Raw genomic sequence first — 14,951 nt, 5'->3', positions numbered from 1 at the left:
CCTTCACCTCTCCCCGCTTGCGGGGAGAGGTCGAATTTGCGCAGAGCGCAAATTCGGGTGAGGGGGAGTCTCCGCGAGTCCAACTCTCACCTCCCTCGTGGAGAGCCCCCCTCACCCCGACCCTCTCCCCGCAGGCGGGGAGAGGGGGAAGGTAGACCTATGGCTGCGATCGACTTCGACGTTGAACTGAGACGCGCCGGCGCACACGCCACCGGCGGGTGGCGGCGCGTGCTGTTCATGGCGCAGCGGCATGTGCTGGGCGCGGCCGGGCTCATCATCATGACGGTGTTCGTGCTCACCGCGATCTTTGCCGATTTCATCGCGCGCTATGATCCCCTCACGGTCGATTCCGCCCGCGCGCTGGCGCGCCCGAGTCTCGCGCACTGGATGGGGACGGATTCCTTCGGCCGCGACGTGTTCAGCCGCATCATCCACGGCGCGCGCATTTCCCTGGCCGTCGGCATCGGCTCGACCGCGCTCGGCGGCACGATCGGCGTCATCGTCGGCCTCACCTCAGGTTATCTCTCCGGCTGGGTCGACCTGGTGTTCCAGCGCGTCTCCGATGTGCTCCAGGCGCTGCCGCTGCTGGTCCTGGCCCTGATCATGACGGCGGCGCTCGGCCCGTCCTTGCCGAACGTCATCATCGCCATCGCCATTCCGCTGATCCCGACCGTGTCGCGCGTCATCCGCGCCAACACGCTGGCGCTGCGCGAGCAACCCTTCGTCGAAGCCGCCAAGTCGATCGGCATGAGCGAAATGCGCATCGCGCTCCGCCACGTGCTGCCGAACACGCTGGCGCCGCTGATCGTGCTCGCCACCGCCCAGCTCGGCTCGACCATCCTGACCGAAGCCTCGCTCTCCTTCCTCGGCCTCGGCATTCCCGAACCTTATCCGTCGTGGGGCCGCATGCTCTCCGAATCCGCCGCCGAATATGTCCGCACGGCGCCGTGGCTGGTGATCTTCCCTGGCATCGCGATCAGCCTCGCCGTGTTCGGCGCAAACCTGTTCGGCGACGCCCTGCGCGACATCCTCGATCCCCGGCAGCGCGGCTGATGGCACAAAAATCCGATCTCGTGCTCGAGGTGAAGAATCTGAAGACGGTGTTCTTCACGAACTCCGGTCTGTTCAAAGCGGTGGACGACGTCTCCTTCACCGTGAAGCGCGGCGAAACGCTGGCGATCGTCGGCGAATCCGGCTGCGGCAAGAGCGTCACCGCGCTATCCCTGATGCGGCTGGTGCCCGATCCGCCCGGCCGCATCGTCGGCGGCTCCGTTACGCTCGAAGGCACCGACCTGCTGGCGCTGGATGAAACAGAGATGCGCGCCGTCAGGGGCAACCGCATCTCCATGATCTTCCAGGAGCCGATGACCTCGCTCAATCCGGTGATGCGGATCGGCGACCAGATCGTCGAGGCCGTGCGGCTGCACCGGAACATCTCGTCGAAGGAAGCGCAGGCCATCGCGGTCGAGATGCTGCGGCTGGTGCGCATCCCCGAGCCGGCCCGGCGCGCGCGCGAATATCCGCACCAGCTCTCAGGTGGCATGCGCCAGCGCGCCATGATCGCGATGGCGCTGGCGTGCCGGCCGGCGCTGCTGATCGCGGACGAGCCGACCACCGCGCTGGATGTCACCATCCAGGCGCAAATTCTGGCGCTGATCCTCGATCTGCAGAAGGAGCTCGGCACGGGCCTCGTCCTCATCACGCACGATCTCGGCGTGGTCGCGCAGACCGCGCAGCGGGTGATCGTGATGTATGCGGGGCGCAAGGTCGAGGAGGCCAGCGTCGAGGCGCTGTTCGCCGCACCGAAACATCCCTACACGCGCGGACTGATGGGCTCGATCCCGGCCGTCCCGGCCTCCGGCGCACCGGCACAGGCGCGGCTGAACGAAATTCCGGGCACCGTGCCATCGCTGGTGCGGTTGCCGAAGGGCTGCGCCTTCGCGCCGCGCTGCAAGCTCGCGATCAAGCGCTGTGAGGACGAATATCCTCCGCTCGCGGATTGGGGCGGCGGCCATCTCGCGGCGTGCTGGCGCGCGGAAGAAGTGGCGGAGGTGGCATGACCGGGGCGCTGCTCGAAGTCACCGACCTCAAAAAGCACTACCCGGTGCGCGCCGGCGTACTGCGCCGCCAGGTCGGCACCGTGCATGCGGTGGATGGCGTCTCGTTCTCGCTTGGCACCGGCGAGACGCTCGGTCTCGTCGGTGAATCCGGTTGCGGCAAGTCGACGGTGGCGCGCAGCGTGCTGCGGCTGGTGGAGCCGACCTCCGGAGAAATTCGTCTCGACGGCGAGGACATCACCCACCTCTCGAAGACGGCACTGCGCCCGCATCGCCGCTCGATGCAGATCGTGTTCCAGGACCCGTTCGCCTCGCTCAACCCGCGCATGACCGCGGGCGACATCGTCGGCGAGCCGCTGGCCGTGCATGGGCTTGCGAGCGGCAAGGAGCTGGAGGCTCGGGTCGCCAAGCTGTTTGAACAGGTTGGCCTGCGGCCCGACCAGATGGGTAACTTCCCGCACCAATTCTCCGGCGGCCAGCGCCAGCGTATCTGCATCGCACGCGCGCTCGCGCTCGGGCCGCGCCTGATCGTCTGCGACGAGCCGGTGTCCGCGCTCGACGTCTCGATCCAGGCGCAGGTCATCAACCTCCTGATCGACCTGCAACGCCGGCACGGCTTCTCCTATCTCTTCATCGCGCATGACCTCGCCGTGGTCGCCCATATCAGCCACCGCGTCGCCGTGATGTATCTCGGCCGCATCGTCGAGATCGCCGACAAGGACGAGCTGTTCCGCAATCCCAGGCATCCCTATACGCAGGCCCTGCTCGCCTCGGTGCCGATCGCCAATCCGCTCGCCAAGAAGCTGGCGCCGCTGGTCGACGGCGATGTGCCGAGCCCGGTCAATCCGCCCTCAGGCTGCGCGTTTCACACCCGCTGCCGGTTTGCGATGGAGCGGTGCAAGACGGAGCGGCCGGCCTTGGCGGATGCGGGCGAGGGGCATCAGGTGGCGTGTCTGCTGAATGACGGAACGGGGCGGAGCAACGCGACTCCGTAGGGTGGGTTAGCTCTGCGGGCTGCGCGAAGCGCAGTCCGCAGGGCGTAACCCACCTCTTTGGCCTCCGCGGTGACAGAAGCGGTGGGTTACGCCAGCGGACCGCGCTTCGCGCGGCCGCGGGCTAACCCACCCTACGATCGCGGAGCTTACTGATCACCGGCCAGGCTGCCAGCGCGGCAGCCAGATGCTTGAGCGTGTGACCCGAGACGATGTGTCCCGTCGCTTCGAAGATGACCGCATCGCCGAGCTCGAACAGCTTGGCCAGCACGTAGAAGACAATCACAGCGCCGAGCGGCACGCCGAGCGCACCAAGCCGGGGGCGCGTCAATGCCAGTCCCACGGCGAGTGCCATGCCGCCGAACTGCACGACCACCCACGGCGTGAGATTTTCTCGGGCCACCCAGGCCGCGAGCAGGCCGGCAACCATCATCAGCACCAGCACTGCTTCGCCTGCGCGCGCGCTGATGCGCTCGCTGGCCGCGATGCCAAGAAAGCCCGCGAACGCCACTGCCATGCCGAGACGATCGGCCACGAGCCGTTGCGGCATGTCGGGGTCCAGATGATAGAAGCCTGAGCCCAGGCAAGTGAGGATCAGTCCGACGAAAAACCAGCTTGCACCCACGGGCGCATCATTGCGGCCGCGCAGCCGCTCCGAGCCCCAGACGCCCATCGCGAGGAAGGCGAGATTGCTCAGCACGTCGCCGGCGTTGGGCACGCCCAGCCAGGGGCGGGTGTCGACGAAATGCGGGATGTGCCAGGCGGCGGCAGGCAGCGCGGGCGCGAGGAGCGCCGCCAGGGCGAGGACGAAGAGCGCCGCTGTCAGATATTTTTCGCGGGCTTGCGGCAGCGCGAACGAGAATCGGCGGGGCACTGCTGGGAGTATGGGGTCGGTCGCCCCGGCGGGGTGATCGGCGCGCACTTGGAGCCTCCATATGATATGAACATTGTTCAATATCTATAGCCGGAAAATGAACTATGTTCAATGAGATTCGCACACAGCACACCGCGACAAATATCTTATTGAAAACGTTTATATTTTTTAGGATACGGCGACCGGAATACAGGTGCCGTAGGACCTCCTACCCGTGGTCAAGAGGTAGACGTCCTTGATGGGCTGAGCATAGCGCCGTGCTCGCCGCCGTCCAGGACGCTTCGCGCCGGCGTTGCCGGTGCCGACGGCCTCCTGGACAGCGTCTGCGCGCGGCGCTGTGGCGATCGGCAGGTCGGGACGAAGGAATGGTCACACCGGCCGAACAAAGGAATGAGGCTCAGGCTTTAGTGGAGGTCCTTGCGCTATAGTCCGCCTCGTATGGGGTGTGTCGCTTGAGCGTCGTGCACAAGGCAAAGAGCAAGCGATCCCCTACAGTGCGCAGAGCACGCGCGTGGCCATGTCCTCGCTGTCGCAAGGCATCATAGCGTCGCCTGCTGGCCTCATCGTGTTGGATGGCGACCCGCGACCAGTGATGGACGGCGCTCTGTAGCCGCCTGTTGCAGGCGAGGCGACGGATCACGAAGCGTTGCTTGCCGCTTTGCCGCGTCACCGGCGCGGCCCCTGCCAAGGCGCGCAGAGCATGATAATCTCGCCTGCGCAGAGGCTCTGCGGCCTCGGCGAGCAGTGTGGCGAGATGGATCCTGCCGATTCCTGGCCAGGAGCGAAGGATCGTCACGTCGCACTGCTCCGAGCTCTGCCCCGAGGCCTTCTCCTCGCCTTCGATTGCGACGCACAGACGGTCCAGGTTCTGATGCGCCTCCTTGATCTGCTGATTGACCAGGTGCAGTCGTGCCGCCAAGCTGCGGATGTGTGCGCAGGCGGCCTCGGTGGTGCCGGGTGCCACGAACAGCGGGGCCTCGCGTAAAGTTTCAAGCACCCCCGCCGCATCAAGGCGGCGGATGCGATGGGCTTTCAGAACGCGTGCAATTGCCTTCTCGCTGGCCTTGGCCGCACGGGCCGGCGTCGGCACCATCTGCCAAAGCGCCAGGAACCATTCGTCAGCGACATCGTCGGTCAGCTTGGTGGCCTGCGGATAATATCGCCACAACTGCTTGCGCAGCCGGTTGGCAAGACGTGTGCGCTCCTGCTGCAGTTCGTCGGCCAAGCGCGACCACTCGCGCAGCTCGATCATCGTGGGATCGTCGACCACAAGCCGACGGAACGCCGCGCGATCCGTGCGGAGCGAAGCTCCGAGCACATGGGCATCGCGGCGGTCATCCTTGGCACCAGCCACCGTGAAGCGATCACGGAAGCGGTCAAGCTGCTTGGGATTGATCGCGAACACCGCAAACCCGTGTTCGAGCAACACCTCCACCACCGGGCCGTGCGGCATCTCGATCGCCACGGCGATCTGCCCCGGTGCGGCGTTGGTCTTCTGCAGCAGCCAGTCGCGCAACTCCGTCAGGCCCGCACCCTCATGGGCGAACTCGCAGTGAGCAACCTGTCTTCCTTCGGTATCCAGCAGGCAAACGCTATGGCTCTGCGTTGCCCAATCGATCCCGACGAACCAGCGTACATCTTCGAGCATTGTTGGGACCTCCTTGCTCTCAAAAAGCGGGCCACCGCGATCCTGATCGATCCCTGTACTGGCGCTCTCGGCGCGAACCTCCTACTGGATCTCGACCGCGGCCGCTCTGCCGGGGCGCGGCTCCTACGTCGGTGTTCAAGACACAGGTGGGCAAGGCTGCTCCCGGCGGATCGGCCCGTGTTCCAGTCTACACCTTCGACTGGATGCGAACCCCAAAAGGGTACAGGGTGGGCAAAGCGAAGCGTGCCCACCCCCTCTATGCCAATCGAAACGAATGGTGGGCACGGCGCTTTGCGCCTTTGCCCACCCTACGATAGCGAGCTCGCCGCACTACCCGCCCCGATCTCCGCGACGATCCTGCCCGTCGTCACCTGCTCGCCCTCGACAACGTCGATCGCGGCGATCACGCCATCGATCCCGGCCTTGTGGACGTGCTCCATCTTCATCGCTTCCAGCGTCAGCACGGGCTGGCCGGCGGTGACGCGGTCACCCGGCTTGACGAGGATAGCGACGACGCGGCCGTTCATGGCGGCGCGAACCTTACCGTCGCCGCCGTTGCTTGCGGCGGCCTTTGGTGCGGCGAGGGTCAGATCAGTGACGGCGAGCGGAATGCCGCGGTGCTGGAGGTAGAGGCGGTCACCGTCGCGCAGGAATTTGGCGCTGTCCATCACGCCATCATGACGGAAGCGGATCGCGTCGGGATCGAGTTGATCAATTTCGAACTTGTCTTGCCGTCCGTCGGTAGCGACTGTGTAGCTGCCGTCGCGCTCGCGCGTAACTTCGAGTTCGTGCGCGTGACCGGCGATTTCGATCTTCGCCGGCAGCGGAAATGTCGCCGCCAAGCTCCGCCCGCCCTGCCAGGACGGCGCACGCGGGTTGGTGACGTAGAGCAGGAGCCCGGCCAGCGCCATGTCGAATGCCGCGTTCGCGCGCGGTGCCAGCAATTCGTCGCGATGCGCGCCGATGAACGCCGTCGTGGCCTCGCCCCTGGCAAAGCCGGGATGGCGTAGGCACGACATCAGGAACGCCTGGTTGGTGGTCACACCGAACGCGGTGAGTTGCTCGAGACCGACGATCAGACGCCCCCTCGCCTCCTCGCGCGTGGTGCCGTGGCTGATCACCTTGGCGATCATGGAATCGTAGAACGTCGGAATCTCCGAGCCCGATTGCAGCGCGTGCTCGACGCGGATGCTGTCAGGCACCTGCCAGCGCGCCATGCGGCCGGACTGCGGCATGAAGTCGTGCGCGGCGTCTTCCGAGCAGAGGCGCACCTCGATGGCATGACCCGTGAAACGGATGTCCTGCTGCTTCACCGGCAATTGCTCGCCACGCGCCACGCGCAGCTGCAGCTCGACCAGATCGAGCCCAGTGATCGCCTCGGTCACGGGATGCTCGACCTGGAGGCGCGTGTTCATCTCCATGAAGTAGAACTCGCCACGTTCGTCGAGCAGGAACTCCAGCGTGCCCGCCCCCTCGTAGCGCAGCGCCTTCACCGCAGCGACCGCGACCTCCCCCATCCTCGCGCGTAACTCGGGCGTGACCGCAGGCGATGGCGCCTCCTCGATCAGCTTCTGGTGCCGCCGCTGCACCGAGCAGTCGCGCTCGCCGAGATGGATGGCATTGCCGTGGCTGTCGCCGAACACCTGGATCTCGATATGGCGCGGATTCTGGATGGCGCGCTCGAGGATGACCGTGGGATCGCCGAACGCCGCCTTCGCCTCCGACCGCGCACTGCGCAGCGCATCGGGAAAAGACGCCGCATCGGTGACGAGCCGCATGCCGCGCCCGCCACCGCCGGCGACCGCCTTGATCATCACGGGAAAGCCGATCTTCCTGGCTTCCGCGAGCATGACCTCGTCGCCTTGGTCGACGCCTTGATAGCCGGGCACGATAGGCACGCCGGCCTTCCTCATGATCTCCTTGGCGCCGGCCTTGTTGCCCATCGCCTCGATCGCCTGCGGCGACGGGCCGATGAAGACGAGGCCGGCATCCTTGCAGCCTCTCGCAAACTCCTCGTTCTCGGCGAGGAAGCCATAGCCGGGATGCACTGCATCCGCACCGCTGGCTTTCGCTGCAGCAATGATCGCGGGGATGTTGAGATAGGATTGCGCGGGCAGCGCCTCACCGATGTGTACGGCCTGATCCGCGTGCTTCACGTGAATGGCATCGCGATCGGCGTCCGAATAGACCGCGACGACACCGAGACCGAGCCGCCGCGCGCTGCGCATCACGCGCAGCGCGATCTCGCCGCGATTGGCGACCAGAATCTTGAAGAACGGCCGGTGCTGCACTGATCCGTTCCTCATGGGCGGGCCACCGAAAACTGCATGCGCTGAGGCGAGCGCGCGTCACCCTCGCGGCAGATCGCGAGCACCTCCGACAGCACCGCGCGGGTATCGCGCGGATCGATCACGCCGTCGTCGAGCACGCGCGCGCTGGTCGAGAACACGTCCATCTGGCCGTCGAACACGCCGATGATCTGCGCTTTCATGGCGTCCAGCTTGTCCTTCTCGATCGGCTTGCCGCGGCGGGCGGCGGCGGCCTCGGTCACGATCGCCATGGTCTCGGCGGCCTGCTCGCCGCCCATCACCGCGGTCTTGGCGTTGGGCCAGGAGAAGCAGAAGCGCGGATGGAAACCGCGCCCGCACATGCCGTAATTGCCGGCGCCGAACGAGGCGCCGCAATAGATGGTGATCTGCGGCACCGTCGCCGACGTCACCGCCTGGATCATCTTCGAGCCGTGCTTGATCATGCCGGCCTCTTCATAGGCCTTGCCGACCATGTAGCCGGTGGTGTTGTTCAGGTAGAGGATCGGCGTGCGGGTCTGGCAGCAGGCCTGGATGAAATGCGTCGCCTTGTTGGCGCCGGCGGGATCGAGCGGGCCATTGTTGGCGATGATGCCGATGGCCTGGCCCTCGATGCGGGCATGGCCGCAAACGGTGGCCGGGCCGTAATTCGGCGCCATCTCGGTGAAATCGGAATCGTCGATGATGCGGGCGATCACCTGCTTCATGTCGACCGGACGCTTGTGGTCCATCGGCATGATGCCGAGCAGCTCGTCCTGGTCGTAGCGCGGCGGCTTGAACTCTGGAGCCGTCCTGCCCGGCCGTTCCCATTCCATCGCCGCCATGATCTCGCGCGCGATGCGCAAGCCGTCGCGGTCGTCCTCGGCGAGATAATCGCCGAGGCCGGAGATTTGCGTATGCATCTCGGCGCCGCCTAGCTCCTCCTCGGTCGCGATCTCGCCGGTTGCGGCCTTCAGCAGCGGCGGCCCGGCAAGGAAGGCGCGGGTGCGGCCGCGCACCATGACGATGTAGTCGGACAGGCCCGTTTGATAGGCACCGCCCGCGGTGGAGGAGCCGTGCGTGACCGTGACGACCGGAAGGCCCGCCGCGGACAACCGCGCCAGATTGCGAAAGATGTTGCCGCCGCGGACGAAATCCTCGACCCGGTAGCGGAGCAGGTTGGCACCGGCGCTTTCGACGAGCTGGACATAAGGCAGCTTGTTCTCCAGCGCGAGCTCCTGCACCCGCAGCGTCTTGTCGAGGCCGTAAGGCTGCAGCGCACCGGCGTCGATGCCGGAATCACTGGCGCTGACCATGCAGCGGATACCCGAGACGAAGCCGATGCCGGCGATGACGCCGCCGCCGGGCACGCTCTTGTTCGGATCAGGCACGTCGAACATGTAGCCGGCGAGCGTCGACAGCTCGATGAAGGGCGCGCCGGGATCGAGCACCAGCGCGACGCGCTCGCGCGGCAGCAGCTGGCCGCGCTTGTGGAAGCGATCCTTTGCCGCCGCCGACGCCGCACGCGTGCGCTCTTCCAGCGCGCGCATGCGGTCGATCAGAGCGAGCATGCCGTCGCGGTTGGCGTGGTAGGCGGCGCTGCCGGGGGAAATGGTGTTTTCGAGAATGGACATAACAGACCTTGATCGTCATTCCGGGGCACGCGAAGCGTGAACCCGGAATCTCGAGGTTCCGGGTTCGATGCTGCGCATCGCCCCGGAACGACGGGGATGTTCAGCGATTCGTCCCAAAGATCTTCCGCGCCTCGGCCGGCGATGCGATCTCGCGACCGGCGCGCCTTGCGCAGGCGGCGACCGCTTCGATCAGCTGGCCGTTCGAGGTCACCTTTGTGCCGTCGGCGAGATAGAAGGTGTCCTCCAGCCCGGTGCGTAAGTGGCCGCCGAGCTCGGCGCAGCGCTGATGCAGCGGCCAGATCTCTTCGCGGCCGATGGCGGTGACCTGAAAATGCGCTTCGGGCCGCTTCAGCTTGATCAGGATCGGCAGCAGCTCGGGATCAGCAGGCATGCCGGAAGCGACGCCCATGACAAAATTGTATTCGAGCGGGCCCTTGTACATGCCGACCTGGCGATACATGCCGACGCAGCGGACGATGCCGACGTCGAAGCATTCGAACTCGGGGATGGTGCCGACCGCGTTCATGACGTCGAGATAGTCCTTCACCTTCTCGACCGCGTTGTCGAACATCATCGGCGGCCAGGCCCAATTGTTGTCGGCCTTCACCTTCAGGTAATTCAGCGAGCCGGCGTTGCAGGCGGCGATCTCCGGCCTGGTCTCGCGGATGCAGTCCAGCGCGCCAGAGTAGTTCGGCCCCGACACGCCCGAGGTGTGGTTGATGATGACGCCGGGACAGGCCTCGCGGATCGCCTGCTGGATCTCCTTGCTGACCGCAACGTCCCAGGACGGCAGGTGCCCCTTGCCCGGCGCCTGCTGGCGCAGGTGGATGTGCATGATGGACGCGCCGGCATCGAACGCAGCCCTGGCCTCGCGCGCCATCTGCTCGGGCGTGACGGGCACGTTGTGCTGCTTCGGGTCGGTAAGCACGCCGTTCAGCGCGCAGGTGATGACGGCCTTGTCGCTCATGCCAAAAATGTCTCGCACGTTGAGAATTCAACGCTTGCGATCATGTGCCGCGCGACATGCGGCTTCTTGCGCGGAGAAGCTAGCTAAAGACGAGCTCTCGTAGGGTGGGCAAAGCGAAGCGTGCCCACCATCTTTGCCAGTTGCTGAGAGGTGGTGGGCACGGCGCAAGAGCGCCTTTGCCCACCCTACGGGAGCGGTGCTAGCCCGCTTCCGCCATCCGCACCGTCTCCGTGCTGCGGTAGATCGCAAGATCCCGCGAGCCGACGAAGATCGCGCGTGGCTTGAGGCCATAGAAGCGACGGATCGAGTGGCTGAAATGCGTGGAATCGGGATAACCGATGTCCTGCGCGAGATGGGCGAGGTTGAGGTCCTGGTTGGCGAAGTGCAGCAGATGCCGCGCGCGCTTCCAGGCGCGGAAGGAGCGGAACGAGATGCCGGTCTCTTCCTTGAACAGATGCAGGAAGCGCGAGGCGGAGAGGCCCGCCTCAGTAGCGCACGTATCCGCCGTCACCGGCTCGCCGGAGAAGCGCTCGATGCGGGCGACCGCGCGCATCACGCGCGGGTCGAGCACGCGGCGCGGCAGCGCCTCGCCAAAGCACATCTCGTCGAACTCGGCGGTGGTGATGTCGCCATAGCGGCGCTGGCGCAGCAGCGCGTAGGCTGCGAGGATTTTTCGGACATAGACGGCCCGATCGGGTCCGGTCAGCCGCTCGGCCAGGGCCTCGATCACGCCATCCGGCATGCTCTCGGGCTCGAGCGTCACGCTGATCGCGGTGCGATAATCGCTGGCAATGGAATGCCGCTGGTTCGGCAGCGTGACGAACAGCTCGCCGGAGGCGAGGACGTCGTCGATGGTCAGGTGCAAATTGCCCTTCACCGCCACATAGACATGGCAGCAGCCCGGGGTCCGCTTTCGGGGGCGACCGAGCAGGCCGGCATAAAACACCCGCTCCGGCGTGATCAGCATCAGATGGTCGGATTCGCGACCGTTATATTCCATTGGGCTCCTCCTCGCGCGGCTCTCTGGCCGCTGCGGACGGAGGTCACCTTAGCGGAAATTTGGGCGCTGTCACGACGGGATAGCGCTGTCAGGGCGCGCAAAAGATTACTGTTCCGGGAAGGCCGTTGGACGACCTCGGAACCCTCGCCAGCATCGTCGTCCTGGACAAGCGCAGCTCTTGGCAACGCGTAGCGTTGTCCAGGGCGAAGCGCAGATCCAGGACCCATTCCCACCGGAAGGAATTTGACGAAGATTGGTGGTTACACCTCCCGCTCCAAACGATGACCGGGGTAATGGGTCCTGGCTTTCGCCAGGACGACGGCTCGGTTACGCCCTCACCCTCGGCGCAACATTCTGCTCCTTTCCGGCCTTTTGATCCGCAGCAACGGCGCGCTTGAAGCCGTCGCGCTGCTGCAAGCGGGCCCAATAGGCTGCGACATTTGGCCCAAAGTCCTTGGCGAGGCCGATATTATCGGCGAGGCGCAGCGCATAACCAATGACAATGTCAGCGGCGGTGAAGCGGCCGGCGCACAAGGTTTCGGCATTCGCGGTCGCTGCCTCAACGGCGCGCAGCCGTCCCAGGAACCACTTTGCATAATCGGTGGCGACCTGCGGATTGCGGCGCTCCTCCGGCTCGAGCTGGGTGTACCGGAGCACCAGCGTCTGCGGGAAGGTTAACGTGGCGTCGGAAAAATACATCCAGTTCAGGAACGCGCCATAGGCGGGATCCTCCGGGCCGACCATCAAGGGCGTCGGGCCGTATTCGATGCCGAGATAATGGCAGATGCCGGAGGATTCCGTCATCCTGGTCTCGCCGTCGACCATGAAGGGGATCGTGCCGAGCGGATTGAGCGCGAGGTACTCCTTGGCGAACACGCGCGGCGGGAACGGCAGCATCTTCAACTCATAGGGCAGCCCCATCTCCTCCAGCATCCAGAGCGGACGGAACGAGCGCGCGGCGTCGCAGTGATAGAGCGTGATCATCAGGCGTTACTCCCCGGCAGCGTGCCCATCATCTTGCACAAAACCATCAGCATGACTTCGTCGGCGCCGCCGCCGATCGAGGTCAGGCGGCTGTCGCGATAGGCGCGGCTAACCGGCGTTTCGTTGGTAAAGCCCATTCCGCCCCAATATTGCAAGCAGGCGTCGGTGAGCTCGCGGCCGAGCCGGCCGGCCTTGAGCTTGGCCATGGTAGCAAGCTTCGTCACGTCCTCGCCCGCGACCAGCTGCTCACCGGCGCGGTAGATCAGCGCGCGCAGCAGCTCGACCTCGGTCTGCATCTCCGCAAGCTTGAAGTGCACGACCTGGTTGTCGAGGATCGACTTCCCGAAGGCCTTGCGGTTGCGGGTGTACTCGATGGTCTGATCGATGATGTATTCGTGCGCCTTCAGGCAGGCGGCCGCGCCCCAGAGCCGCTCCTCCTGGAACTGGATCATCTGGTAGGTAAAGCCCTTGCCCTCTTCGCCGATCCGGTTGCGCTTGGGCACGCGGACATTGTCGAAGAATATCTGCGCGGTGTCGGACGAGCGCATGCCCATCTTGTCGAGCTTGCGCGCGACCGTGACGCCCTTGCTCTTCATGGGCACGCAGATCAGCGACTTGTTGCGGTGAACCGGCCCATCGCCGGTGTTGGCAAGCAGGCAGATCCAGTCGGCCTGGGTGCCATTGGTGATCCACATCTTGCCGCCGTTGATGACGTAGTCGTCGCCGTCGGAGCGTGCATTGGTCTTGATCGAGGCGACGTCGGAGCCCGCGCCGGGCTCGGAGACGCCGATGCAGGCGACGTAATCGCCGGAGATCGAGGGGCTGAGAAACTCGCGCCGCACCTCGTCCGAGCCGAACCGTGCCAGTGCCGGTGTCGCCATGTCGGTCTGCACCCCGATCGCCATCGGCACGCCGCCGCAGGTGATGGCGCCCAGCTCCTCCGCCATCATCAGCGCGTAGGAGTAATCGAGGCCGGAGCCGCCGAACTCGACCGGCTTGTTCAGGCCGAGGAAGCCGAGACTGCCCATCTTCTTGAACAGCTCATGCGCCGGGAAGATGTCGGCCTTCTCCCATTCATCGACATGAGGATTGATCTCGTTGGCGATGAATTTTTGCAAGGAACGGCGGATGTCGTCGTGGTCGGCGGTGAATAGCATTTTGCTTCCTGTCATTCCGGGGCGGCGCGAAGCGTCGAACTACGATGCGCAATTGCGCATCGGAGAATCTCGATATGTTGGGACTCGGCTCTAGGTCCCGGGTTCGCGCTACGCGCGCCCCGGGACGACGCATATACTTTCACAATCCCATCTGCCGCGACGCCAGATCCTTCATGATCTCCTCGGTGCCGCCGCCGATGGCGTTGACCTTGACCTCGCGATAGATGCGCTCGGCCTTGATGCCGCGCATGAAGCCCGCGCCGCCGAAAATCTGCACGGCTTCCGAGGCGCAGAACGCCATGGTCTGCGTCGCCTGGTTCTTCATCATGCAGATCTCGGCGACCGGGCTCTCGCCCTGCTCCAGCCGCCAGGCCAGCATTTCCAGCATCGCTTGGCTTGCCGCGACCTTCTGCGCCATGTCGACGATCTTGTGCCTGATGACCTGATGCTGGGCGAGCAGCTTGCCGAAGGTCTTGCGTTCCTTGGCATAGGCAATGGCCTCGTCGAGGCAGACCCTCGCGAAGGCGGTGCAGCTCGCCGCCATGCCCATGCGCTCGCTGTTGAAATTCTGCATGATGATCTTGAAGCCCTGACCTTCCTCGCCGATCAGGTTCTCGGCCGGCACGCGGCAGTCGTCGAAATGCAGAGTCGCCGTGTCGGAGGCCCACCAGCCCATCTTCTTCAACTTCGTTCGCGACAGGCCGGGTGTATCGCCCTCGATCAGGAGCAGGCTGACACCGCCGGCACCCTCGCCGCCCGTGCGCACCGCAACGGTCAGGTAATCGGCGCGCACGCCCGAGGTGATGAACGTCTTCTCGCCGCTCACGACGTAGTGATCGCCGTCGCGCCGCGCCCTGGTGCGGAGGTTCGCGACATCGGAGCCGCCGCCCGGCTCGGTGATCGCGAGCGCTGAGATTTTCTCGCCCGACAGCACCTGCGGCAGCACACGCGACTTCACCTCGGGTCGCGCCGCACGGGCGATCGGCGGCGAGCCGATGGTGTGGCTCATCAGACTGGCACTGATGCCGCCAGCGCCGGCGCTCGCCAATTCCTGGCTGGCGACGATCTTCATGAACTGGTCGGCGGCGATGCCGCCATATTCCTCGGGGAATCCGAGCCCCAGCAGGCCGATTTCGGCCGCCTTGCGATAGAGCGCGCGCGGGAATTCGCCGGCCTCGTCCCATTCATGGGCGAACGGGGCGATCTCCTTCTCGACAAAGCGTCGCATGACGTCGCGGAATGCGTCGTGCTCGGCGGTATAAAAGGGGCTCTTCATCGCAGTCTCGCCCTGTTGGCGGATTCGTCTCGCCCACCATGGCTGGAACATTTGCCGTTCACTTGCGCAGAGTGGCT

12 protein-coding genes are annotated in these 14,951 nt (G+C 65.4%); 3 read left to right on the top strand and 9 right to left on the bottom strand.

The features are described from left to right. The first annotated feature begins 159 nt into the window (after positions 1–159). From ACVJ19_RS14945 to ACVJ19_RS14935, 3 genes are read left to right on the top strand one after another with little or no spacing between them, the layout of a single operon-like run. Positions 160–1,053: an ABC transporter permease gene (locus ACVJ19_RS14945; protein WP_453948478.1), complete on the top strand. Its 894-nt coding sequence runs from the start codon at positions 160–162 to the stop codon at positions 1,051–1,053. Beyond that, on the top strand, positions 1,053–2,060 hold the full coding sequence (locus ACVJ19_RS14940; protein WP_453948479.1) for an ABC transporter ATP-binding protein: 1,008 nt from the start codon (positions 1,053–1,055) through the stop codon (positions 2,058–2,060). Before ACVJ19_RS14945 ends, ACVJ19_RS14940 begins: the two co-directional genes overlap by 1 nt. Continuing rightward, entirely contained in the window at positions 2,057–3,052 is a 996-nt protein-coding gene (locus ACVJ19_RS14935) for an ABC transporter ATP-binding protein (RefSeq protein ID WP_453948480.1), read from the top strand. Before ACVJ19_RS14940 ends, ACVJ19_RS14935 begins: the two co-directional genes overlap by 4 nt. A gap of 121 nt (positions 3,053–3,173) precedes the next feature. Here ACVJ19_RS14935 and ACVJ19_RS14930 read toward each other — a convergent pair whose 3' ends face one another. The 9 genes from ACVJ19_RS14930 to ACVJ19_RS14890 form a co-directional block, all read right to left on the bottom strand. Beyond that, the gene (locus ACVJ19_RS14930) at positions 3,174–3,971 is read right to left on the bottom strand and encodes a hypothetical protein (RefSeq protein WP_453948481.1); all 798 of its coding nucleotides are present in this window, start codon (positions 3,969–3,971) and stop codon (positions 3,174–3,176) included. Between the two features lie 349 nt (positions 3,972–4,320). Further along, the gene (locus ACVJ19_RS14925; RefSeq protein WP_453948482.1) at positions 4,321–5,571 is read right to left on the bottom strand and encodes an IS110 family RNA-guided transposase; all 1,251 of its coding nucleotides are present in this window, start codon (positions 5,569–5,571) and stop codon (positions 4,321–4,323) included. 308 nt (positions 5,572–5,879) lie between these two features. Then, positions 5,880–7,877, bottom strand: coding sequence for an acetyl/propionyl/methylcrotonyl-CoA carboxylase subunit alpha (locus tag ACVJ19_RS14920; protein WP_453948483.1), 1,998 nt, complete (start codon positions 7,875–7,877; stop codon positions 5,880–5,882). Continuing rightward, positions 7,874–9,490 (bottom strand): acyl-CoA carboxylase subunit beta, encoded by a 1,617-nt coding sequence (locus ACVJ19_RS14915; RefSeq protein WP_453948484.1) that lies wholly within the window; start codon positions 9,488–9,490, stop codon positions 7,874–7,876. The genes ACVJ19_RS14920 and ACVJ19_RS14915 overlap by 4 nt, the downstream gene beginning before the upstream one ends. 100 nt (positions 9,491–9,590) lie before the next feature. Continuing rightward, positions 9,591–10,457, bottom strand: coding sequence for a 3-keto-5-aminohexanoate cleavage protein (locus tag ACVJ19_RS14910; protein ID WP_453948485.1), 867 nt, complete (start codon positions 10,455–10,457; stop codon positions 9,591–9,593). 199 nt (positions 10,458–10,656) lie between these two features. Next, positions 10,657–11,457: a helix-turn-helix domain-containing protein gene (locus ACVJ19_RS14905; protein ID WP_453948486.1), complete on the bottom strand. Its 801-nt coding sequence runs from the start codon at positions 11,455–11,457 to the stop codon at positions 10,657–10,659. A 327-nt stretch (positions 11,458–11,784) separates the two neighbouring features. Then, positions 11,785–12,441: a glutathione S-transferase family protein gene (locus ACVJ19_RS14900; protein WP_453948487.1), complete on the bottom strand. Its 657-nt coding sequence runs from the start codon at positions 12,439–12,441 to the stop codon at positions 11,785–11,787. After that, positions 12,441–13,598 carry an acyl-CoA dehydrogenase family protein gene (locus tag ACVJ19_RS14895; protein WP_453948488.1) on the bottom strand — a complete coding sequence of 386 codons (1,158 nt, stop codon included), beginning with the start codon at positions 13,596–13,598 and terminating at the stop codon, positions 12,441–12,443. Before ACVJ19_RS14895 ends, ACVJ19_RS14900 begins: the two co-directional genes overlap by 1 nt. Positions 13,599–13,737: 139 nt before the next feature. After that, entirely contained in the window at positions 13,738–14,874 is a 1,137-nt protein-coding gene (locus ACVJ19_RS14890; RefSeq protein WP_453948489.1) for an acyl-CoA dehydrogenase family protein, read from the bottom strand. Positions 14,875–14,951 lie beyond the last annotated feature (77 nt).

It is taken from the genome of Bradyrhizobium sp. USDA 376, from assembly GCF_054063675.1.
Note: the sequence above shows the minus strand (reverse complement) of the source record. Positions and strands in the feature narration are given on the sequence as shown.